At 64.7% G+C, this 23,068-nt stretch carries 20 protein-coding genes and 1 pseudogene; 18 read left to right on the top strand and 3 right to left on the bottom strand.

Features of this window, described 5'->3' with window-relative positions; translation table 11 throughout:
- Window positions 1-9: 9 nt before the first annotated feature.
- The gene (locus E3T24_RS06615) at window positions 10-333 is read right to left on the bottom strand and encodes a hypothetical protein (RefSeq protein WP_134402038.1); all 324 of its coding nucleotides are present in this window, start codon (window positions 331-333) and stop codon (window positions 10-12) included.
- A gap of 320 nt (window positions 334-653) precedes the next feature.
- Here E3T24_RS06615 and E3T24_RS06610 point away from each other — a divergent pair, with 320 nt between their 5' ends.
- The 10 genes and pseudogenes from E3T24_RS06610 to E3T24_RS06560 form a co-directional block, all read left to right on the top strand.
- The gene (locus E3T24_RS06610; protein ID WP_134434449.1) at window positions 654-1,874 is read left to right on the top strand and encodes a ParA family protein; all 1,221 of its coding nucleotides are present in this window, start codon (window positions 654-656) and stop codon (window positions 1,872-1,874) included.
- Between the two features lie 4 nt (window positions 1,875-1,878).
- Window positions 1,879-2,193, top strand: coding sequence for a hypothetical protein (locus E3T24_RS06605; RefSeq protein WP_241978639.1), 315 nt, complete (start codon window positions 1,879-1,881; stop codon window positions 2,191-2,193).
- A 35-nt stretch (window positions 2,194-2,228) separates the two neighbouring features.
- A complete protein-coding gene (locus tag E3T24_RS06600) occupies window positions 2,229-2,945 on the top strand; it encodes a hypothetical protein (protein ID WP_134434448.1) in 717 nt (238 codons plus the stop codon).
- Window positions 2,945-4,378, top strand: coding sequence for a hypothetical protein (locus tag E3T24_RS17290; RefSeq protein ID WP_166789178.1), 1,434 nt, complete (start codon window positions 2,945-2,947; stop codon window positions 4,376-4,378). The genes E3T24_RS06600 and E3T24_RS17290 overlap by 1 nt, the downstream gene beginning before the upstream one ends.
- On the top strand, window positions 4,378-6,081 hold the full coding sequence (locus E3T24_RS06585) for a hypothetical protein (RefSeq protein WP_134434446.1): 1,704 nt from the start codon (window positions 4,378-4,380) through the stop codon (window positions 6,079-6,081). The genes E3T24_RS17290 and E3T24_RS06585 overlap by 1 nt, the downstream gene beginning before the upstream one ends.
- On the top strand, window positions 6,078-7,625 hold the full coding sequence (locus E3T24_RS06580) for an ATP/GTP-binding protein (protein ID WP_134434445.1): 1,548 nt from the start codon (window positions 6,078-6,080) through the stop codon (window positions 7,623-7,625). The genes E3T24_RS06585 and E3T24_RS06580 overlap by 4 nt, the downstream gene beginning before the upstream one ends.
- Before the next feature lie 8 nt (window positions 7,626-7,633).
- Window positions 7,634-8,707 carry a hypothetical protein gene (locus tag E3T24_RS06575; protein WP_134434444.1) on the top strand — a complete coding sequence of 358 codons (1,074 nt, stop codon included), beginning with the start codon at window positions 7,634-7,636 and terminating at the stop codon, window positions 8,705-8,707.
- Between the two features lie 73 nt (window positions 8,708-8,780).
- The gene (locus E3T24_RS06570; protein ID WP_134434443.1) at window positions 8,781-10,517 is read left to right on the top strand and encodes a TraM recognition domain-containing protein; all 1,737 of its coding nucleotides are present in this window, start codon (window positions 8,781-8,783) and stop codon (window positions 10,515-10,517) included.
- Window positions 10,510-10,917, top strand: a complete 408-nt coding sequence (locus tag E3T24_RS06565) for a DUF4913 domain-containing protein (protein WP_134434442.1) — start codon at window positions 10,510-10,512, stop codon at window positions 10,915-10,917. Before E3T24_RS06570 ends, E3T24_RS06565 begins: the two co-directional genes overlap by 8 nt.
- A gap of 133 nt (window positions 10,918-11,050) precedes the next feature.
- Window positions 11,051-11,575, top strand: a pseudogene (locus E3T24_RS06560) (PDDEXK nuclease domain-containing protein); the annotation flags it as partial.
- A gap of 748 nt (window positions 11,576-12,323) precedes the next feature.
- On the opposite strand, the gene E3T24_RS06555 reads toward E3T24_RS06560, so the two are convergent.
- The gene (locus E3T24_RS06555) at window positions 12,324-12,518 is read right to left on the bottom strand and encodes a hypothetical protein (protein ID WP_134434440.1); all 195 of its coding nucleotides are present in this window, start codon (window positions 12,516-12,518) and stop codon (window positions 12,324-12,326) included.
- A 463-nt stretch (window positions 12,519-12,981) separates the two neighbouring features.
- On the bottom strand, window positions 12,982-13,482 hold the full coding sequence (locus E3T24_RS06550) for a CPBP family intramembrane glutamic endopeptidase (RefSeq protein WP_134434439.1): 501 nt from the start codon (window positions 13,480-13,482) through the stop codon (window positions 12,982-12,984).
- 59 nt (window positions 13,483-13,541) lie between these two features.
- On the opposite strand from E3T24_RS06550, the gene E3T24_RS06545 reads away from it, so the two are divergent.
- The 8 genes from E3T24_RS06545 (at window position 13,542) to E3T24_RS06510 (ending at window position 22,784) form a co-directional block, all read left to right on the top strand.
- The gene (locus E3T24_RS06545; RefSeq protein WP_134434438.1) at window positions 13,542-14,417 is read left to right on the top strand and encodes an ABC transporter permease; all 876 of its coding nucleotides are present in this window, start codon (window positions 13,542-13,544) and stop codon (window positions 14,415-14,417) included.
- A 29-nt stretch (window positions 14,418-14,446) separates the two neighbouring features.
- The gene (locus tag E3T24_RS06540; RefSeq protein WP_241978638.1) at window positions 14,447-15,112 is read left to right on the top strand and encodes a GNAT family N-acetyltransferase; all 666 of its coding nucleotides are present in this window, start codon (window positions 14,447-14,449) and stop codon (window positions 15,110-15,112) included.
- A gap of 142 nt (window positions 15,113-15,254) precedes the next feature.
- The gene (locus E3T24_RS06535) at window positions 15,255-16,070 is read left to right on the top strand and encodes an N-acetyltransferase (RefSeq protein ID WP_206750177.1); all 816 of its coding nucleotides are present in this window, start codon (window positions 15,255-15,257) and stop codon (window positions 16,068-16,070) included.
- 430 nt (window positions 16,071-16,500) lie between these two features.
- Window positions 16,501-17,049 (top strand): TetR/AcrR family transcriptional regulator, encoded by a 549-nt coding sequence (locus E3T24_RS06530; protein WP_166789176.1) that lies wholly within the window; start codon window positions 16,501-16,503, stop codon window positions 17,047-17,049.
- 148 nt (window positions 17,050-17,197) lie between these two features.
- Entirely contained in the window at window positions 17,198-18,043 is an 846-nt protein-coding gene (locus E3T24_RS06525; RefSeq protein WP_134434435.1) for an ABC transporter ATP-binding protein, read from the top strand.
- A 113-nt stretch (window positions 18,044-18,156) separates the two neighbouring features.
- The gene (locus E3T24_RS06520) at window positions 18,157-20,607 is read left to right on the top strand and encodes an FtsX-like permease family protein (protein ID WP_347232647.1); all 2,451 of its coding nucleotides are present in this window, start codon (window positions 18,157-18,159) and stop codon (window positions 20,605-20,607) included.
- 124 nt (window positions 20,608-20,731) lie between these two features.
- The gene (locus tag E3T24_RS18250) at window positions 20,732-21,838 is read left to right on the top strand and encodes a DUF6544 family protein (protein ID WP_134434433.1); all 1,107 of its coding nucleotides are present in this window, start codon (window positions 20,732-20,734) and stop codon (window positions 21,836-21,838) included.
- A 58-nt stretch (window positions 21,839-21,896) separates the two neighbouring features.
- Window positions 21,897-22,784: a GNAT family N-acetyltransferase gene (locus tag E3T24_RS06510; protein WP_134434432.1), complete on the top strand. Its 888-nt coding sequence runs from the start codon at window positions 21,897-21,899 to the stop codon at window positions 22,782-22,784.
- Window positions 22,785-23,068 lie beyond the last annotated feature (284 nt).

Genomic DNA, 23,068 nt, shown 5'->3' with positions numbered 1-23,068 from the left:
GGGGAGTGGTCAGCCCAGGACGAACTCGAGGACCTGCCCGAAGTCGCGGGTCACGAGATCTCGCCGCGCGGTGAACTTCGTCCCCTGAGGCCGGCGCACGACCCCATCGGGGGCATCGTCCTCGATATAGCCCATACCTCGGAGATCGATCAAAGCGGCATGCACCGCGGGCCGACTCATGGTGTCACCGATGACGTCAAACAACTCGGCGTAGCTGAGTGGCTTGCGGAGCAGAGCGCGGAGCACCAGGACACGAGAGGGCGCGGAAAACAACTCCTGGAACAAGGCCACCCGGCCGGGTGCATGCTTCATCAAATTGTCGTCACGGGCCATGCGCTCAATTCTGGCGTGGATCACCCCTTTCGCTGGCGCGCCACGACCGCTCTCAAGTTAATGCAAATGCATCTATTTACCTTTGCGAACTGTAGTGAACCGCAGATGTCGGTGGCCGGCGTTAGGTTCGAAGCTCCATGCGATCAGGACCCTCGACCCATAACCCCAGTGATTCAGGCATTTGTGAACACAAGCGCAGAGGGAACACGCCCCCCATTCAGGAGGGTCATAGCGAAAAAAGACGGCAGACTTGTCGAGGTCTCGGGGAGTTCCCTAATTCCCTGTGCCAGTTAGTGGAAATTCGAGAGGACATACCGCCCATGAGTGACACCGGTCGCACCGCCCCCAGCGAGGTCTTTGGAGCGGCCGACCGCGCCGGGGACTACATCGAGGAAGACACCCTTCATACGGTCCCCACGCCCCCACGACGCAAGGCCAAGAGCACTGCATCTGCTCTCGGCTCCATCCTCGATGAACCAACCCAGGCGCCAGTCCCGGGAAAGGATTCTGCCCTGGAGAAGGCCCCGTCGGCGCCGCCCCTGACGCCCACTGACCTGGCCAGCACCTCAGTCCTCTTCGGCGGCTCCACTGCCGGCCTGGCGTCCGCGTCGAGTACCCCTGCAAAGGCCACGACGGGGTTCCGTGGTGCTCTGGCGAGCCTGGGCCTGCCGGTCGGTCCGGGTGCTGCCGAGCTGGGGGAGAGACGCCGAACGGAGCTGCAGGCCGCTCATGAGACCACGGTGCGGCAGGCGACCTGGACGCGTGCGGTCTCGGTCCTGGTGAACAACCCCAAGGGCGGAACAGGCAAGACTCCCACCGCCCTGCTCCTCGGGGGAGTGCTGGCCGCGATCCGCGGCGGATCGGTCGCGATCCTCGAAGTCTCCGACGACCCCGGCGCCCTGAACTTCCGTGCCGAGGGCAACCCCCTCCTCGGCCTCGGCGAACTTGTTCGCGACGTCGACCAGGTCGCCACCGCGGGCCGCCTCGCCGGCTACACCGCCCCGCAAACATCGTTCGCCTCGGTGATCGGATCCACCGGTCGCCGTGACCGCCTCACTGGCGAATCGGTCGTCGCCGTGTCCAATGTCATCGACGACTTCTACTCCATCCGCGTCATGGATTCCGGCAACGTCCCCACCTCCTCCGCATTCCGCGGCGCCGTGTCCGTCTCCGACGTGCTCGTGATCCCCGTGATGAACGCCGGCGACTCCGTCCTCGAAGCCATCCAACTCCTCGAAGAGCTCCGGGCAGAGGGCGGGCCCTCCGCGGAGCTTGCGAATCGGGCCATCGCCATCCGCCTCACCGACGGCCGCCCCGAGAACGACGCCGTCCGAGAAGAAGTCGAACGACTCCTGAGCCAAGCCGGCGTCTCCGCCCTGCACGAGATCCCCTACGACTCCCACATTGCTGAACGCGGACAACTCACCCTCAGCCGCCTCAACCCTGCAACCCGGGACGCGTTCGTGGCAGCAGCCGCGAGCGTGGTCCGGTCGCTGCAAACCGCGGTCTCCGCCGCACCCACACAGAACCGGAAGGCCTAACCCCATGCACGACCTCCTGCTCCACGCGGCGATCGAGAACCCCCTCGACGGGATCCTGCCCGACTTCTCCTTCGGCGGCGCCGAATTCACCGCCCTCTGGCAAAAACTCATCGCCGCTCTCTGGGCCATCGGCATCCTCGTCGCCATCGGTTACCTGATCTTCGGAATCGTCGCTATGGCCGGAGCCTCCGGAGACACCAACCCCAACCCCCAAGCCCACGCCCAAGGACGCCGGAAAGCCGTCTGGGCCGGCATCTCCCTCGCCTCCCTCGCCGGCCTCGCCATCATCGTCGGCGCCGTCCTCTCCTTCGCCGGCTAACCCACACCACCAACGCGTCACCAAGGAGTCCCACCATGCGAATGGTCACAGCATCCGGCCGTAGCCGCTGGCCCATCGTCATCGGGGCCGCCGTCCTCGTCGTCGCCATCAGCGGCGGCATCGCCTACACCGCCACCCGCCCCACCCCAACACCCAACGCCGCACCCAGCACGGCGACGGCCACCCCTACACCGACCCCTAAGGGCACCCCTGGCGCCGCGGGTACCGGAGATGACGTCGCACCCACCGGCTGCCTCGGCGGACAAAACCGCAACGTCAACATGGTCCTGGCAGCACAAGCCGACGCCAAGCACACGACCTACGGGGCAGTGGAAGTCGCCACGGCATTTGAGCGGTGGTTCTGGCAATACCCGTACCCGGTGGCCACGGAAAGCGATGAAATCGGCTCGAAGGTCATGGCCTCGACAGCAAACGCGGCGTGGAAGGACGTCACCGCCCAGTACGCGGGAGCAGGAGCCGACCCCACACAGGGTGTTGTTGAACCAGGAACCTCCTTTCACGTGTCCACGACCAACGGCTTGTGGCGTGTGACCGAGGACTCCACGGCCGATCGAGTCACTGTCGAACTGGCCGTCGGCTACGTCGTGAACGGGGAACTCAGCCCCACCAAGGTCGCGGGTATGGGCCTCGTAATGGTGTGGGAGGACGACGGATGGCACGTTGAAACCGGCACCGTGGTCGACGAGACCAAGCTCTCGAACGGCGGCAACCGCTACACCGGCGGCTGCTGATGCACCCGGCCATCGTTCAGGCGGCGGGTGCCGATTGCACCCTCGGCCCTCTCCTCTGCAACGCTCAGAACCTCGGCCAGGGCGTCAAGGACGTAGTCGGCGGCGTCAACAACGCCGTGAATACGGCTGCGGGAGTGGCGGATTTCTGGTCTGACCCGGCCGGGAACTCCTTCAAGCTGTTGCAGGGAGCGGCCAAGGGCCTCTCCGATACGGTGTTGCCGGCGTTGACGCATGCGACGCTTCCAGATCTGACGGCGGATTGGTTCATTCAGGCGTACCAGGTGTCGTTTGCCCTGGCGATCTTCGTGTTCGTGGCCCTGTTAATCCCGCAGATCGTGCGCACCGCGCGCGGCCACCAGTCCGGCCGGGAGCTGGGGGAGTCCCTCACCCTCTACGGGCCCGCGTTCATCCTGGGGGCCATGTTCGGTCCCGCGCTCGGCGCGTTCCTCGTGAAGTTCTTCGGCGCCCTGTCTGACTCGTTGATCGCGTGGGGCGTCACCAGCAACTCCGAAACCATCGTGGCGAAGTTCTCCACGATGCTCTCCGAGGAAGACGGGTCCGGACTTGCCGGCGGCGCTGTCCTCGGCGTGATTCTGATGTTCTTCATGATCCTGGGCCTGCTCGTTGTGCTCCTGATGCTGATCGTTCAACTCATCACCCTGTACTTCTCCGGCGTCCTCTTCCCCCTCGGCTTCGTGTGGATCGTGGACCCCCAGAAGCGGAAGTTCGGGTCGAAGATCGCCTACCTCTGGTTCGGGGTCCTGGCGTCCCACCCGCTGCTGTTTTTCTTGCTCGCGATCGCGTACAGCATGATGAGCGCCCAGGTCGATGCGTTCTCCGACACCCCCAGCCTCGCCAAAACGGTGACCTTGGTCGTGTCGATCCTGGCGTTGTTCATGGCCGGCCTCGCCCCCGTCGCTCTGACGAAGTTCGCCCCCGTCATCCCCACCGGTGGCGGCGGCGCCGCCCCCGCCGGACCGAACATCGGATCCCAGTCCATGCAGCAAGCCGACGCCAAATACAGCGACAACGGCCCCGAAAGCTCCGGCGGCGGCAGCTCACCGTCCACGGGCAGCTCGAGCAGCGGCGGAGGCAGCAGAAGTTCCGGTGGCGCGTCGGCGGCCGGTGAGGGTGAGGCGGCGACGTCGTCGATCTCTGAGGCCGCGGCCGTGGGCACCGCTGGCGGGGCCACCGCCGGTGCCGGTGCCGCTGCCGCAGGCGGCGGCGCGGTCGCTGCGGAGAGCGGCATGGCCGCCGCCGGTGTAGCAGAGTCCGCGACCGGTGCGGGTGCTGCGATCGGGATTCCCACGATGATTGCCGCCGGTGCGATGGCCGGGTTTGAGGCGACGAAGAAGGTCACCGATTCGGTGACCGACGCGGCCGTGTCACCGGTCGAGGACCAAGACGAACATTATGGAAAGGACTCCGTCTAGTGAGTGATACCCCGGAGTCCCACATCCGTTACCTCGGCGGTGAGTCCGGCCACCGCGGCTTCTTCGGCGGCACCGCCTCCAAAACCCGGATGATCCTCCTCACCGTGTTCATCGCCGGAGGCATGGCCGGCATGGTCTCCGGGCTCGGCCTCCCCGCCCTGATCGTGGCCGTCGCCGGGGTCGGCATCACGATGCTGACCACCGCGCGCACCCACCGCGGCACGGTCCTCGAGCGTCGCCGGAAGCGCGCCCGCGCCCGGGCCCGGAAGCGGCTCGGCACGGACGAGTTCGTGCCCTACGAGGTCGGTGCGTGGGACCAGCTCCAAGAAGCCATCCTGCGCGGCACGAAAGCCGAGAAGCAGGCTGCGGAGCGGGCTGCGGTGAAGATGCGGGCGAACCCGGACGGCGCCGACGGCATGGGCTGGCTCCAGTACGCCTCGAATATGCCCGGCATTGCCTGGCACGCCCCGATCGGTGAGCAACCGTACCTGTCGGTCGCGTTCTCCGTGTCCGGGCAGCTGCGCGGGATGGAAACCGCCGCCGCCCTGACCCGGGCGGCGAACGCGTGGGGCAAGTTCCTCGCCCGCCGCGCCGCACCCTCGTCTCTGATCCGGAACGTGCAAACCCTCACCCGGGTTCTGCCGCCGGACTCGGCCCGGCAGCAGCAGTGGGTGAAGACCCGCCTGGAACCGGTGCAGGAAACCTGGACGGCGGAGCAGCGGGAGTCGTTTGAGGCGCAGAAGCTCTCCTACGACGAGGTGATCCGGAAATCCAGTGCCAACGCGATGGTGCAGCGCCACTACGTGGTCGTGTCTTGGCCCCTCACCCAGCAGTTCACCGACGCAGCCGGGAAGTATGGGCCGGGACGGGACGCGTGGCGGGCGTTGATGGCTGGGCAGATTCAGGCCACCGAACTGGGTTTGAACGAGGCGCGGATGGGTGACGTGCAGGCCCTGACGGCGAAGCAGACGACGGCGTTGATGTTGCACCAGCAGAACCCGCACTTGCCCATCGACCTCACCCGGAATGTTGACCCGCTCCTGTCTGGGATCGCGTCTCGGGACGAGTTCTCCGCGCACATTGTCGACGGCGTCGACCCCACCTCCCTCGTGATGACTGAGGCCGGGCCGGTGTCCCCGCCGGTGACGTGGTGGCACCGCACCGCGGCCATCCACGGCGAGAACCTCGCCGTCGCCGGCCGCAGCCCCCTCTGGTCCCTCGACCTCCTCATCGGGCGGGAACTGACCTTTGTCCGGTCGGTGTCCTTCCACCTGCACCTGGTTCCGGCGGGGCAGGCGAAATCGAAAGCGCGCGCCGACGTCGTCCGCGACCTCGCCGGGGTCCTCGCCGACCAGCAGAAGGGCCGCCTCATCTCTGACGACAGCACGACGCGCATGTCTGCCGCGCAGCGCCGCTCCGCGGACCTCGCCGCCGGATCCCACCACCACGGCGTTGATTGGATCGGCTTCGTCACCATCTCCGCCCCCACCCGCGCCGACCTCGGCCACGCCTCCCGGCAGCTCGAGGAAGCGTGCGCGACCGGCCTCGGCATCGAACACCTCGACTGGCAAGACTCCTTCCAATCCGCCGCCTCCGGCACCACCTGGCCCCTCGGCCGGGGACTCCGCCCAGCAGGCGCAACCCTGGCAACCCGGGCTCTCAACCGCCTCGCCGGCCGCACCGACAAGGAAGCCATCTCATGACCCACCCCACCACCCCCGCAGCTGCAGCGGCCGGCACCGCGCACGGCAAACGCACCGCTGCAAAGAAGCCCTGGTACGGCACCGTCCCCGGCCTGAAGATCTTCGTCACCCCGGTGGCGACGTCGCCCGTACTCACGGGCGAAGAAGACGCCGCCGGGTCTGCCGCTGCGGTGTCTGACGCTCCTGTGTCATCGCGGCGGCCGGTCGATGTGCCGCCGTTCGAGCGGCCCGGGTCCGTTTTGCGGGCCTCTTCTGGGGCGGCGTCGCGCGGTTGGTATGCGCCCCGCCTGGCCGGGGCCCCGTCCACGACCAGGCAGGCCGAGATCCTGAACACGGGCATCATTGGTGCGCCGACCGGTATTGACGGGGTCGTCAACGGCACCGACACGCTCTCGTCGACGATGATCAGTCACGACGCCCCCACCGCGTACAACGCGACCCCCAGGAAGCTGACCTCACCCAACGTCCTCATCATCGGCACCGTCGGGTCCGGGAAGTCCTCATTCACCAAAACGGTCATGGTCATGCGGCCCCTGCTGCTGAAGAACCACCGGGCTGTGGTGTTCGACAAGAAGGACGAGGGCGGTGAAGGCGAATACGCCGGCGTCACCCGCCGGATGGGCACCGAACCCCTCCGCTTCGACCCCGACGGCTCCGGCACCCGCTTCAACCTGATGGACCCCCTCATCGCCCGCGGCACCGGCCTCCAAGGCCAGATGCTGCTGATCAACGCTGTCGCCCGCATCGCCCGGGATGACACCGCCGCGACGGAGTGGGAAGAGAAAGCCACCCGGTACGCCCTGCAACTGTTGTTTGAGAAGTTCCAGGACACCCGACGGGCCGCGACCACCACGGATCTGATGCCGTTCCTCGGGTTGGTGCCTACGGATCAGGGGTTGTCGGGGGAGGCGTCGGAGCGGTTCCACCAGGCGGGCCTGTCGATCCGGTTCGGCCTGCAGAACCTCCTCGAAACCTACGCCGGCGTCTTCGACGGCGAGACCAGCCGCCGAGTCGACCTCTCCCACAAGCTCACCACGTTCGACATTTCTCAGCTCCCCGACTCCGGCCCTGCGATCCCGACGGTGATGGCGATCGGGAACATGTGGCTGATGGGGCGGCTGCGTGAGGAGCGCGGGTTCGTGACGAACGTGATCTACGAAGAGGGCTGGCACATGATCGGCGGTCCCTCCGCCCAACTGGTGAAATCCAACCAGAAACTCTCCCGCTCCCTCGGCATCTCCAACGTCTTCGTCATGCACAAAGGCACCGACATCCCCCCAGACAGCCCCGGCTACACCGTCGTCCAAGAAGCCCAAACCGTGTACGCGTTCCGCCAAGACCGCCCCGAAGACGCCCGCTGGGCGCAAGAAACCTTCAACTTCGCCCCCGACACCGCCGCCACCCTCATGGGCTTGAATCCGGGGCACTGCGTGTTCAAGTACGGGTCCAACCCGGAAACCCACATCCGCCACATCCGCTCGGACTGGGAAGTGGAAGTCACCAACACCGACTCCGCCATGGCCGCCGGCAACGCCACCACCTAAACCCCGTCGTGCAGAAAGGCATACTCGGCACCACGGCAGTGCTCCTGCTCGTGGTCCTCTTCACCGGACTGCTCCTCGTCACCGGCGGCGGCCCCGGCACCGGTGCCTGCGCCGCTGTCGCCGCGAACCCGCAGGGCGCCGCCGAACGCACACCAGTCGCCGGGTACCAGGGCGACCAGCTCGTCAATGCTGCTTTGATCATGAACGCCGGCGCGACCGCGGGCGTCAACGTGCACGGGCAAACCATTGCAGTCATGACCGCCATGGGCGAATCCACCCTCCGCAACCTCAGCTACGGCGACACCGTTGGACCCGACTCCCGCGGTCTGTTCCAGCAACGCAACACCTGGGGCACCCTCGCCGAACGCATGAACCCCACCCAAGCCGCCAGCTTCTTCTTCCAACGCCTCGTCACCGTCCCAAATTGGGACACGCTGCCACCCACGGCGGCGGCGCACGCCGTGCAGATCAACGCCGACCCGAACCACTACACGACCTACTACGCCCAGGCGCAAGAGGTCGTGGCTGCTCTCACCACCGGGGACGCAGCGTGCGCGGCCGGCGTTGGCAGTGACGCACGGGCGTTGGCGGCGGCCCTGGTGGTCAAGATCGACGCGGGTGCGATCACGGGTTTGTCGCCGGATCACCTGCGCGAGATCCGGTGGATCGCCGACGGCGAAACCCGCCCGAACTGCGGCATCGACACCCGCATCCTGCAAGTCATCACCATGGCCACGAACATGTTCGACGCGGTCGGGATCTCCGACATCAACCGGGCCTGCACCGGCCAAATCCTCGGCTCCGGCCTCTCCTCCCCGCACTCCGCGAACGGCGGCGGCCACGCCGTCGACTTCTACTCCTTCGGCCGGATACCCACCACCGGCGCCGACGCCAACGCCCTGAAGCTCCTGAAGGCGCTCAGCCCGGTGATGCCAGCCGGGTCCGGGGCCGGCCAGAACCAGTGCCGCGCCGACGCCGGCGTGACCCTGGACCTGTCGATGAAGCAATTCCGGGACGACTGCAACCACGTCCACATCGCCGTCGACCCAAACACCACCGACCCCATGAAACTCAACAACTAATGCCCCACACCCAGGCGCACCGCCCCACCCCGACTAACCGACAGACCGTGTTCGTGGCGGCAAGGAGAACCCTGTGATCGACTGGAAAGCCCGCATCATGACCGGCGTCCTCGCCCTCCTCGCCGCCCTCAGCCTCCTCGTGGCCGTGCACGTCGGCGCGATGATCACCCCCACCGGCACGACCTATCCGTGGAACCCCGCCGCTCTCGCGGGCGACTTCCTCTTCCGGGACGCACCGTGGCCGCCCGCCGCAACCTGGACGAGCGTGGTGGCCCTGGTCCTGGCCGTGGGCCTGTTCGCGTTCATCCTGGCCAAGCAGGCCCAGTGGGCGTCGACCAAGCGCAACAACGTGGCCCTGCGGCACATGGCCACGCCCCGGCAGTCCGCGGTGCTGCGGGAGAAGCTGCGGGCGAAGGAAGCGGCGCAGCTGCACCCGGCCGCGGTGAATCTGCCGGCGGGGGAGCGGGTCGGCCGCCTCGTCGGGCGGGGGAACCGGTGGGTGTATCAGGGGTGGCGGGACCTGGGCGTGTACGTGTTCGGCACCGGCCGCGGGAAAACGTCCGCGCTCGTGATCCGGCACATGCTCGAAGCCCCCGGGGCCGCCATCATGACGTCCAACAAAGTCGACGGTGTCCGCGAAACCCTCGCCGGCCGGGCCAGCCACGGCCAGGCGTTCATCTTCGACCCCAACCGCATCTACCGCCTGGACCCGCAGCCTGACTTCGTGTTCAACCCGCTCGAGTACATTCGCAGCGCCGCGGATGCCCGGGAGCTGGCCGCGATCTTTGAGGCCTCGACTCGGAAGGCTTCCGACCGGGGCGGTGATTCCCAGTTCGATACCGCCGGGCGGGACATGCTCGCGTACTTCTTCTACGCCGCCGCCCTCGAGCACGAACCCCTGTCCCAGGTGTTCGCGTGGATCGCCCGGGCTGAGGGGTATGACGTGCAGCAGATCCTCGCCCGCCACGGAAAAACCGGGCCGTCCTCAACGATCGAGGGCATCCTGAGCTGGCCGGACAAAACCAAGGGCAGCGTCTACGCCACCGCGCAGCGGATGGCGTCGGCCCTCGCGGACGACGACCTCCTCGCCTGGACCGACACGGCCGGGGTTCGCCGGTTTGACCCGGCCGCGTTCATCACCAGCAGTGACACCCTCGTGCTCCTCTCCAAAGACAGTGAAGGATCCGGCGGCGCCATCCTCACCGCCCTCATCCGCGCCATCTGCACAACCGCCGAAACCGCCGCGCAGCGAAACGGTGGCCGGCTCCCCGTCCCGCTCGTGATGGAGCTCGACGAGTGCGCGAACATCGTCCGCTGGCCCGAACTGCCCTCCGTGTACTCGTTCTACGGGTCTATGGGTATCATCCTCAACTCTTACTTCCAATCCCGCGCCCAAGCGATCGACGCGTTCGGGAAAGACGGGTGGCAGACCCTCTGGGACGCCGCCGCCACCCGGGTCTTCGGCGGAGGATCCGGCGACGACGACTTCCTCCGGTCCTTGGCGGCCCTCATCGGCGAACACGACGAAATCACCTACGGCAGCTCCACTGGCAAAGACGGCCACCAATCCACCTCCACCAACACCCGCAAGGTCAACACCCTCGACATCGCCGCCCTCGGCTCCCTCCCCGAATGGCGCGCCATCGTCTTCAGCTCCAAATGCCGCCCCGTCATGGTCAACACCGTCCCCTGGTTCCGCGACAAAACCCTCACCACCACCATCAACCGCACCCCGACCAAGACACCGAACCGCACGCCGACACCGGCGCCCGAGGACACCACTGCAGCGGAGGTAGCAGCCCATGGCTGAGTACGACGACTTCGACTCGACCGCCCCCGAGGAGGACGCGGTCGACGTTCGCCAAATGTTCCTCGACTGGCTGACCGGTCACCTGGCCACCGTTGAGGTCGTCGGCACCAAACCCACCCCGTGGTGCACCCAATGGTGGCTACACCCCGAGGTAGTCGCCCGGTTCAAAGCCCTCTGGCAAGCCAGCATGCAAGCCGATGCCAGCGTCATGGACGGCGACGCCGGCGCCGTGTCCTCCTGGTGGATCAACCACTGGGACCGCCACGCCGCGGTCATCTTCGACAAAGGCAACGGGCCATTCCGCGACTGCGACCCCGACCAAGGACACCTCCACCGCCGCAAGGACACCACCGCCAGGATCGTGCCCGCGTCGATGCCTCCTGACGACGTGGAGCTGTAGAGCGACGGGCCTGACGCACCACGCAAGGCCCTCTGTTGAGTTTTCGCCTGTCGGAACCTGTTGGAATAGAAGAGGTCCCTCCCGGAGCCCTGCGTCTCATCTATGGCGCTTGCCGAAAATGGCGGAGTCTCATGCGCGTGGAGTCGCCAAACACCCCTACGTGTTCGATTTCCTGGAACTGACCGAGGAAGCAGCCGAACGCGACCTAGAACAAGCCCTCATGGACCGCATCGTCGAGACGCTCCGTGAGCTAGGAAAGGGGTTCGCATTCGTGGGCCGCCAGGTCCACTTCGACGTCGCCGGCGATGACTTCTACCTCGACCTGCTGTTCTTTCACGTCGAGCAACTGCGGTATGTCGTCATCGAGCTGAAGACCGGAAAGTTCCAACCCGAGCATGCCTGCAAACTCGCCTTCTACGTCTCCCTCGTCGACGACAGGCTCCGACGAGACGCCCTCCCGCCCACGGTTGGCATTCTCATCTGCGGCGACCGAAACGATCACACAGTCCGCTACTCGCTTGGTCGCTCGGGCTCCCCCATGGCCGTGTCCACCTACAGCTATGATTCCCTGCCGACCTCCGAAAAGGACGCACTCCCAGATGCCGACGAACTCACCTCAGCTCTGGGTTGGGATGAAGCACCGCAGCAGCTCGACTAATTCCTCGCGGACAGCGAGCTGCGTCGTTGTGGGGGGGGGAAGGAACGAAAAAGCCCCGGAATGTATCGCCTGGGGAAAGGCGAGCATGAAGACCGGGGCTAATCGCCGGAGTGGGGGGACTCCGAGGCACAACGATACTGGAGCCTTGACCGCTTGCAATCAGGCGCGCCCGGCGAGCTGAGTCAGCTTCTTGAACAATCAGAATGCTGCTCGCCCAGTAGGCAGGTGGACCCTGTCTCTGGTCTCCAAGTCGTTAGCGTGCAGGCGGATCCGCCGGTATCCTGCCGAGTCCTGCGCCTGCGTGAAGGAACCGCGGATCTGGCCTTGGCGCACGTCCACCCAGCCTCTGCAAGGCGACGTTCTCGTCTGTGAGTCTTGTGCGTTTTGTGAGTCTTGTGAGTTTGGGCCGCACCGACAGGCGCCGAAAGCCGCTGAACGCTTGACGCTCGCTACGTTCGTCGCCGACCACCAGAACTCCGTTCCGCGGAACAGAACCAATACTTCTGCTAACCGCCTGCGACTGAGTCGACTCGAGGCGCAATGCTGCCTGGGCCGGAGCCAGATGGTTGGCAACGGAGAACGACTTCCCAAGGATTGTCGTTCAACATCGGACAATTCGCCGGTCCCGAATATGAAGCCACACCAGTAGTAATGCATCTATTGCAGAAATTGCAGAAATGGACGACTCCGTTAGGCCCTGTGACCCGACGAATTGACGAGGGTGCGGCCTGGATTGTTGAGACTAGCCTCACACGCCTCGTAGTAGCCAGTCGTTGTCGGGATTCCTGCCACCCTCGGGGTCCGGCGCATCCGAAGCCGGCGACGACGTGGTCTGCTCGTCCACTGGCACCCGAGCCGGCAAGGTTCGCCATCGGCCCAGAGGGGCCGCGATATCGGACCGGCGCTCGTCCTTGGGAACGCTGTGGTCTTCGTCCTCGATCATTTTGTCCATTTTCCGCTTGCATAGAACCCAAGTTGCGAGCTTCGCAATCGATCAAGCCGTCTGCACGCTCTCAACCTGATCTACCGCTGTCGCCCGCGGCCTCGGCCTCGGCCGAACCCGAACCCGAACCCGAACCGCCTGTATGCCGCTGAGTGTACGCCGGCGATAGGGCAGGTTCACCTCCGAATGGTGACGGTGAACTGTGAACTGTGAACTGTGAACTGTGAACGACAGTTGCATGGCCCAGCTCTACCCGTCCTGGTTGACCTGCGCCGAAGTGTGCCTTCGCCTGAGCACTGCTTATACGGAACTGCAGGTTGTATTGGATCAAATCGCGCGAAGAGGTCACCAGAGAACGATGGCGGAAGCGGTGGCTATGAGCCAGGGCCCCGTTGGGGGGGCAGAGTTGACAGTGGCTTCGCGTCGGTTCCATCTACATAGGGCTTCGCCCTGCCACCCTCATTCAACGGTCTGCCGGGGAACGTGGTCCACGTTTCGACGATGAATCCGACCTCGTGTGGGCGAAACGCTTGTGCTGGCTGACGGCTCGCATCATGACGATTCCGTAGGTGGTGAAGACGGCAACGTAGCCGCCGTAAATGACAACATCGATTGGGGACACGCGAGTCATCACCGTTGCCTCCGCGGTGACGAACCCCGCGAAGTCGATCAACGCGTGGATCACGATGAGAGGCCAAATGACTCCCGTTCGGAGTGTCACCGCCGCGAATCCGAAGCCCAGTGCCATGGCATAAACCATTTGCAACATGGTCGCGAGGGGGTCCGCGCCGAACAGAAGATTCAGACTATGCGTCGCCCCGAAGACAACGGACGAAACAACCGCCGCCCTCCAGAAGCCCGACGGAGCGAAAGCCTGCAAGATCAGACCACGGAAGAACACCTCTTCGACAAAGCCGACAAGGCAAGCCAAGAGGGCGAAGAAGACAACTTCCTCGAAGCGCATCCGGAGCCCAGGACGCGTATTTCGCCTACTCAGAGGACCCTGCCACAGGCCCCACTAAGGTGTACGGAGTCGACCTTGGGATCTTCGAAAACGGCAAATACGACACGATCGCTACCCAAATCCTCGTAAGCAGCGCACAGGGAAAAATTGGTGACGATACCCTGACTACCCTCGCCCAAGGAGACCTGGCAACTGAATCCGTCACCTACAAAGACGGCCAAGTATCCGGTGGCATCAACAGTGTTATCCCGCCATTACTGTTCCTCGTCATTTTGTACGTCGTTATCGGGTTGCTCGGGACCCAGATGCTCAACAGCACCCTTGAGGAGAAAGAGAACCGGGTAACCGAGATGATCCTCACTACGATGAACCCGACCACCCTCATCCTCGGCAAAATTGTTGCCATGTTCGTCATCGGACTCGTTCAAGTCCTTGTTTTTCTCCTCCCGGCAATCCTCGGATTTCTGTTCTTCCGCGACTCCCTCAACGTGCCGAACTTCGACCTGTCAGCCCTGGTCATCAACCCAGGACCGATGATTGTCGGGGCGCTACTCCTCATCGGCGGTTTCACCCTCTTCACTGCGACTCTGGTAGCTGTGGGCGCGATCATGCCCACAGCGAAAGACGCCGGCCAGATCTTCGGCGTCACAATGTTCCTGATGTTCGTTCCGCTTTACGCCGTGTCCCTGATTGTGTCGGACCCACATGCGTTCATCGTGCAAATCTTTACCTACTTCCCCTACAGCGCCCCCGTCACCGGACTGCTCCGCAACGGGTTTGGCTCGCTCACCCCCCTCGAATCCGCCATCATCATCGTCGAACAATTCGTCTTGGGTGTGGTCGTCCTCCGCCTTGCTGTCCAGCTATTCCGCTACGGCTCTATCGAATACACCAAAAAGGTGTCGTTGCTGACCGTTTTCGGTCGCCGCGCATGAGTAGGGGATCCCACGACGAAAAGCCCAACATGACGCTTCACCACGTAAATACCCCCACGGGAATGGCCGAAAGTGTGTTTCACACCAAATCACGAGATGTTCGTCAACCTTGCCAAGATGACCTAATCATCATGAGCGGCCCGTGGCAGCACCCTAAGCCTCAGCAGTCCCAGCTGCGCCTCGTGAAAATACCTGAGCTTGTCCTGCACGCCTTGGCACTGGGAAAAGCGGAAGGCATTTCCGCCGAGTTCGTGACGCCGTATGTGGCCGGCTCGGAATGCACCAACCTTTGGCGTATGAGGAGCGAGCAAATAGTTAATACCCCCGAGGACGCTTCCTGGATTACGCGCTTCGTCGTCGTTCCCAACGTCAGGACACCTGTTGGTCTGGCCGGTTTTCACGGGGCGCTCGACGAGGTCGGAATGGTCGAGATTGGCTACCGGATTGATCCGGAACACCGACGTCAGGGATACGCGAGACAGGCGCTCGAAACACTGCTCGACGTCGCTGAGAATCATCCCGATGTGCAAATCGTCCGGGCTACCATCAGCCCGGACAACATCGCATCGCGCGCGCTCGTTGACGCCTACGGTTTCAGGGAAGTGGGCGATCAATGGGACGACGAAGACGGTCTCGAGATTATTCTCGAAGTCAGCCACATAGTCCACGCCCCGGTCCGAGTGAGTGTCCAATAGTCACCGGCCGGCCTCACCGGTGACCGCGAACCGCGACCGGTTCCCCACCATCTCTTCTCTGACCCACGCCGAAAGAGCCACCATGAAGTTTCGCTCAACAAACGAACCGATATTGCGTCGCGCAGGCAATTCTCGGCCCGTAATGATTATCAGGCGTGAGGAGCCGGTCGACCGTTGGGCGGTGGAAAATTTAACGCGCGACGCGTTCTGGGGGATGAGGGGCCCGGGCTGCGACGAGCACCTGCTCGTTTGCCGGCTCCGTAAGTCGAAGGCCTTTGTGCCGGAGCTCAGCGTGGTCGCGGAGATCGACGGCACCCTGGTAGGAAGCATCTTGTTCTCCCGCGCCCAGGTACTCGGCGAGGGCGGGGCGCGGGACGTGCTCACGTTCGGTCCGCTGAGCGTCCTGCCAGAGGGCCAGGGTAGCGGTGTCGGCGGCGCACTCATGCGCCACACGTTCGCCGCGGCGGCACGGCTTGGCCACCGTGCGGTTGTCGTCTACGGGCATCCCGACTATTACCCGAGGTACGGGTTCGTCCGGGGCAGCGAGGTCGGGATCACGGCGCTCGGCGGCATCACGTTCGACGCGCTGATGGCGCTCGAATTGGTCGACGGCGGGCTTGACGGGGTGCGGGGCGAGTTCCACGTGGCTCCGGCCTTCCACCTCGACCAGGGTGACGTCGAGGCGTTCGACGCCACGTTCCCCCCGAAGGAACCCGCGGCGCTCACGCCGCTCGACGTGCTCGAGGGCCACGTGTCGGCGTCTGTTCTCAAGGCGCTGCGCGCGCACGGGGTCGGCGACCTTCAGGCCATGCGCCGGCTCAGTCTTGCCGAGGTCACCAAGTTGGACAACATCGGCGTCGTGGGCGGCGAAGCGCTGCGCGCACAGATGGCTGCGCACGGGCTCCCTTGGGGTCCGCCACAGGGGGCCGCACCTCGAAAAGCGGTTGAGAGTGAATAGCACCGCAGCCGTCCCAGTTCAGGCATCGCCTCAAATGCGGACCGGCGATCAACGCACGTCCACTCGGGCGCAGTCCAGCGCTGAACGGATGGCGTCAGCAAGGCCGACAACGCTCGTTCGATCGCGACGAAGGTCCGGCAGCTATTCCTCGACGAGGCCGAACGCCTCGACGGCAAGCACGACATTGAGATCCTAAAGTCGTTCACTCCAAGTAACGCACACCGCTCGCAACCCGCATTAATCGGTGCGCATTCTGACGTACGTTAATCATTTGGTCAGTTCCGTAACGCGTAGTTGCGTATCTTGACCAGCTCTGTTACGTTACCAATAGATACGTAATAGGGAGTTGGTTCTGATGTCCGAGTCGCAAATGGCACCGCGCCGCCCCGGTGGCCGTGGCAGCGATATCGGGCGTCCCCGTGACCCGGACATGGATCAGGCCATCCTGCGGGCGGCGATTGAGTTGCTCTCCGAGGTCGGCTACGTCCGCGTTTCGGTGGCGGAGGTCGCTCGGCGGGCGGGGGTGAGTAAGCCGGCCATCTACCGGCGGTGGTCGCAAAAGTCCCAGCTTGTCGTCGAGGCGATGGTGACCCAAATCCGCCCGGGCAAGGACAACGATTCCGGCAGCGCCGCCGGTGACCTAATGACCCTGACCGACGAGTTGATCGATGTCCTGACCCGGACGCCTCTCGGCCGCGTGCTGCCTGGTCTGGTGGCCGAGATGGCCGCCGATCCGGTGCTCGCCGCCAGCTACCGCGATCTGATCATCAAGCCAAACCTGCGACACTGGCGCGCGGCCGTCGAGCGCGGAATGGCCTCCGGCGAGCTCTCCGTCGATACGGATGTCGACTTCGTGCTCAATGCGCTTGTCGGCCCCCTGTATTTCAGCCTTCTGATCACGGGAGAGCCCATCGCGGCCGGCTACGCACGTGCGGCCGTCAAGCTTGTTCTCGCCCCTTACACAACCGCTCCCAGCTAACACCCGTACGTCGGCACCTCCCGTTGCTTTGCGCCTTCAGGTGAGCGTGTGGTTCCAACGCGCCTGCGCTCCACAACGCCCGGGCAAGTCGAACGCGCTCACCGCACGATCACTCTTCAACCCATTGCACTTTCCGACAGGACAACACATGACCAACCCGACCACGAAACCCCTCCAGATTCGCTGCGCGACGGCCATCCCCGCGTCGGCCATTGCTTCGGCGAGGGGCCTGGTGAAGACCTATGGGCGGGGCGACACAACGGTGCCAGCTTTGGCGGCTATCGATGTTGATTTCACTCGTGGTGAGCTGACAGCGATCATGGGTCCATCCGGGTCGGGCAAGTCCACCCTCCTGCACTGCATGGCCGGGCTGGACACAATCACCTCTGGGACCGTGACGATCGACGGCGAAGACGTCGGCCGGATGAACCAGCGCCAACTGACGAAGCTTCGCCGCACCCGGTTGGGGTTCATCTTCCAGGCCTTCAACCTGGTTCCTACGCTCACTGCGGCGGAGAACATCACATTGCCGCTGGACATCGCCCGTAGGCCGGTCGATCGTGCGCACTTCGACAGGGTCGTGGCCGCGGTGGGGCTGGAGTCACGTCTACACCATCGCCCCAGCGAGCTGTCGGGGGGTCAACAGCAGCGAGTCGCGTGCGCCCGAGCGCTCGTCGCCAAACCTGCGGTGATCTTCGCCGATGAGCCCACCGGCAACCTCGATTCGAAGGCGTCCACCGAGTTGCTGGGCTTTCTGCGCCGCTCCGTCGACGATCTCGGCCAAAGTGTCGTCATGGTCACCCACGACCCCCGCACGGCCACCTATGCCCACCGTGTCCTCTTCTTGGCCGATGGCCGGCTCGTCGGCGAATTAGTAAACCCTACACAAGCATCCGTGCTCGAAGCGCTCGCTAGTCTCGACGCTGCACCCACTGCGGACGAAGGTAAAACCGACAACAACACCTCTGCAATGCTCCTCCCGGTGCGTGTCTGATGCGCCGCGTGGCGTTGCGCGGAATACGCGCGCATCTCGTGCGATTCATCCTCTCGGTCCTGGCTGTCGCGCTTGGAGTCGCTTTCGTGGCAGGCACTTTCTCCCTGCGCACAATGATGTCTTCCACATTCTCCGGAATCGTGGACTCGACCCTGCTCGGAGACGCCTACATTCGCGGAGCCGAACCTGCGCTCGGGCGCAGTATGACCGGCACAACCGGTGAAAACCGCAACACCGTGCCTGCCGCTCTCGCCGATCGGATCGCCACAGTACACGGTGTCGACAAAGCGTTCGCCGGGATTACCGGCCCAATCGTCGTTGTCGGAAAGAACGGCACCGCGGTCCAGAGCACCCAGGCGCCCAGCTTCGGGGTGGCGTTGTATCCCGACGACACCACCGTCACAGTTGCCTCCGGACGCGCCCCCGACGGACCGGCCGAGATCGGACTCGAGTCCGCAACCCTGGCGTCTTCCGGCTTGTCGGTGGGAGACGAGACGAAAATCGTTGTGGCCGGCGAAATTCGCACTGTGCAGGTCACCGGGAAAATGTCCACGGGAATCGCAATGGCCGGGGCCACAATCGTGTACCTTGACGTTGCGACCGCGACAGCGGTCTATGCCCCCGATGGCATGGTGTCCACGATCTCTGTGTACGCAAAACCAGGAGTGACCGAAAGTAACCTGGTCGCGAAACTGGCCCAGGTGCTTTCGCGCGACAAAACAGCCGTGGCCGAGGCTCTCACCGGTGACGCAATGCGAGCCGAAGCGCGCACGGACATTGAAGCTCAGCTCGGGTTCGTGCAGGCGTTCATGTTGGTGTTCGCGGGCATCTCGCTATTTGTTGGGGCCTTCATCATCTCCAACACGTTCTCCATGTTGGTGCGTCAGCGTACTCGCGAGTTCGCTTTGTTGCGCGCCGTTGGCGCGTCGCCGACCCAGGTGTTCGCGTCCATCCTGATCCAGGCTGCCGTTGTGGGTCTGCTCGGGTCCGCGCTGGGAATCGCCGGGGGCCTTGGCCTCGTTTCGCTGCTTCGGATCGGCTTTGACCAGGTCGGCATGGACCTGTCCGGATCCATCCCGCTTGACGCTCCGACCGTGATCGTCTCGTTGCTTGTCGGCACCGTTGTAGCCGTCGTGGCGGCCGTCCTGCCGGCCCGCCGCGCAGCCCTCACCGCGCCGGTCGAGGCCATGCGCGAGGCGACGGCGACCGAGAGGTCTCTGCGTGTCCGCACTATTATCGGCGGTGTTCTCGCCACCTTAGGTGCTGCAGGGCTCGTCGTGGCGCTACTCGCGCCCGACAGCAACGGGTCAGCTCTGGTCGGCGTCGGTGCGGGGCTGCTCGCCCTCGGCACGCTGCTTCTGGCCCCGTTCCTCGTTCGCCATTGCCTGGGGGTGCTCTCCGCGGTGTTCGTCGCCGCAGTCCGGCCGCTGGGTAGGTTGGCCCGCGGAAATGTTGTCCGCAACCCGAGACGCACCGCGAATACTGCCAGTGCGCTGATGATCGGCATGGCACTGGTCGGCGCCGCTTCGGTCCTGGCTGCTTCGGCCACGGTCTCCACCCGCGCCATCGTCGACGACGGCTGGACGTCGGACTTCTCCATTCGGTCAACTACCGGAGTGCCCGTCGGCGCGGTGGCTGATGTCCGTGCGCTCGACTCTGTCGGCGCGATGGATGTGCTCGCCTACGGCCCCACCGTCGTCGTCGGCCCGGGGGAGAGGGCAGCCAAGCAAGATGCCTCGTTCGTCGTCGGACTCCCACCGAAGGCATTCGGGCGCACCATCGACGTCGATGTCGTGAAGGGTTCCCTCGACACCCTTGCCAACGGCGCGATCGCGGTGCAGGCGGCAACCGCGAAGGAACGCGGCTGGTCTCTCGGCGACACGGTGACGTTCGCCTCCCGGGCCGGTGCCGTGTCGACGTCGGCGCGGGTGGGTGCAATTATCGACTCCCAATTGATCGACGTTTCCATCGTCATGTCGGACAAGCTTCTCACCCAAGTCGTTCCCTCGGGTCAGGTGACAACCGAGTTTCTGCTCGTCAACGCTGCTCCCGGCGTGACTGCGGCGAATCTGCGCGGCGACCTGGTCGAGGCGGTCGGACCATATGTGGTGCTCTCGGTATCCGACAAGGGTGACTTTGCGGACGGGCTTGCGGGCCAGGTCAACCAGATCCTGGTAATCCTCTATGCGCTCCTCGGGCTCTCGATCATCATCGCCATCCTGGGCATCGTCAACACATTGGCCCTGTCGGTAATCGAGCGCACCCGCGAGATCGGCCTCATGCGCGCCGTCGGCCTCGGCCGGCTCCAACTGGCCGGGATCATCACCATCGAGAGCGTTCTGACGGCCCTGTTCGGCACCGTCGTCGGCGTTGTTCTTGGCGTCGCCATTGCATCAGTGATGCCGACCGTGTTCAACGGGGTCGGCCTGACCACGCTGGCCATTCCCTGGGCGCAGCTCGCCGGCATGCTCGTCTTAGCTGTCTTCGTCGGCGTGTTGGCCGCATTGTGGCCAGCATCCCGTGCCGCCCAACTGCCCGTGCTCGACGCCGTCGCATCCGACTGAGTCACCACCACCAGACCAACCCAACCCACCCCAACCCCACGAAAACGAAGGCACATACCATGTCAGCCACCCGCACGGACCGCGTCAAAAACTCTTACCCCCGCCAGATTCGGGACGCGACCCGATGAGAACCTTCATGCGGTGGTTCGTCGTTGTCGTGCTCGTCGGGCACGGTCTCATCCACCTGCTCGGCGCAGCCAAAGGGTTCGACTGGGCGGAGGTGGAGGCTCTCACCCAGCCGATCGAACCGGCGCTCGGCCTGGTCTGGCTGACCGCCGCGATCGTAGTCGTATCGACCGGGGTGTTGCTCGCAGCCCGCAATCGCATGTGGTGGGTCGCCGGCACTATCGGCGTCCTGATCTCGCAGACCGCAATCCTGACCTCATGGAGCGACGCCAAAACAGGCACACTGGCAAACCTCCTGCTGCTGGCCACTCTGGGATACACCTTCGTGTCCCACGGCCCCATGAGTTACCGTGCCGAGTACCGGCGTCACGTCCAGGCCGCGCTCAGCGAAGCCCAACCGCGCTCCGGCGTGGCCGTGACCGAAGCCGACCTGGCCCACCTGCCAGAGCTGGTCGCCGAGCACGTGCGGCGCTCCGGGGCCGTCGGTCAACCCCGGGTGTCCTCCCTGCGCGCCAAAATTCACGGCCGGATACGTGCCAGCGCCACGTCGCGATGGATGACGTACACCGGCGAGCAGGTCAACACTTACGGGCCCGCGCCCAGCCGGTTGTTCTGGATGGACGCCACGATGGTCGGCCTGCCGGTCGACGTCCTCCACGTCCTCGTCGGACGCACCGCCACTATGCGCGTCAAGCTGTGCTCGATGCTGCCGATGGCAAATGCTGCAGGGCCGGAGATGGACCGGGCCGAAACCGTGACACTGTTCAACGACCTCTGCATCCTCGCCCCCGCGGCACTCACNGCTCCCGGCGACTCGCCACCCGCGGCGAGGGCCGTTGGCATCCCACTGCCCCGCACAACCAGTTCGTGTACTTCGAGTACAACCTCGACACCATCACCTACAACCCCGACGCCGCAGCGGCTAACACGTCGGGCCAAGTTTTACGGGTGCGGAGGCCGAGGCTCCCGAAATGACGGCCTCGGTTTCACGCGCCTTGTACAATCCCTGGTTTGGCCGACGAATCCACCACTCACCAGCGTCCTCGCCGCAGGGGCCCTAGCTCTCGGGGCACGGTCCCGCCGCCTCCGAAGCTCCCACCCCTGAACCCCCCACCGGGCATCCGTTCAACAGCGGACATCCGTTTAAGAGAAAAATCCCCAACATGACCGCAATAGCCCACCAACATCCGGGAACAACCGGCTTCACCGACGAGTTCCACCGTGTGCGCGACTTCCTCGTACGGATCAACCATGCAATCCCGACCACCCCCGGCTTCCTGTGGGGGCGATGGGAATGGATGTTTTCCCTGCCCTACCTCGACGCCAGCGCGCTGCACCGCATTAGAATCTGGGAGCACAACGGACGCGTGGTGGCTGTCGTCACCTACGAAACCGAACTCGGCTCGGCCTACCTACTAACTGACCCCGAACACGCCGACCTGCTGCCAGACATGCTCCAGTACGCGCTCGAGCACCTCACCCGGGGCGGGGAAGTCAGGGTGCTCGTCGGTGAAACCGACCACAACCTGCAGCGCATCGCCGCCGCGCACGGCTTGACCGCGACGGCAGAGGCCGAAGCAAACGCCGTCCTCGACCTCGCCGGGGACTTGTCCTACCGCCTCCCCGCCGGCTATCGCATCGCCAGCCTCGCGAACGAACGCGACATGCTCCGCTTCGACCGACTCCTGCACCGCGGATTCAATAACCCTGGACTCCCGAGAGCCAACGCCGAGGCGATCCAGGAACGCCTAACCAGCGTATCTGGACCACACCTCAACCCCGAACTCAACATGCTGGTCGTCGCCCCCGACGGGGACTACGCCGCCTACTGCGGAATCTGGCACGAGCCCGGCACAACTTACGCCCTCGTCGAGCCGGTGTGCACCGACCCCGACCACCGACGTCGCGGCCTCGGACGCGCTGCCGTGCTCGAAGCCGCGCGGCGTTGCCGAGACCTAGGCGCCCAGGCCGCCTACGTCGGCTCGAATCAAGCGTTCTACTACGCTCTGGGGTTCACACCCCACTCCAACGGGATCTGGTGGAAGCTGTGACTCGCACTTCCCCTCGACCGCGCGACACCACCGTTGCTGGCGCTCCAGATGTCGCGTATGCGCATGACCTGACAGTGTCTGCGTCGGGCTTGTCAAAGCGATTTGGTAGTCGAGAAGTCGTTGCGGATCTGTCTTTCAGTGTTGCTAGAGGACATGGTGGCCTTTCCCCGCTAACCCTCGATCCACCGGTCGAGTTGAGGAGTTAGCGGCGCGTTAAATAGAGAATGCCCTTTTGATCAGGAAAAATAAGGCTTACCACGGCGTTTATTCACCACATCAAGAGG

Source organism: Cryobacterium sp. TmT2-59, assembly GCF_004403545.1.
GTDB lineage: Bacteria > Actinomycetota > Actinomycetes > Actinomycetales > Microbacteriaceae > Cryobacterium > Cryobacterium shii.
This window is presented reverse-complemented; position numbering and strand designations above follow the sequence as displayed.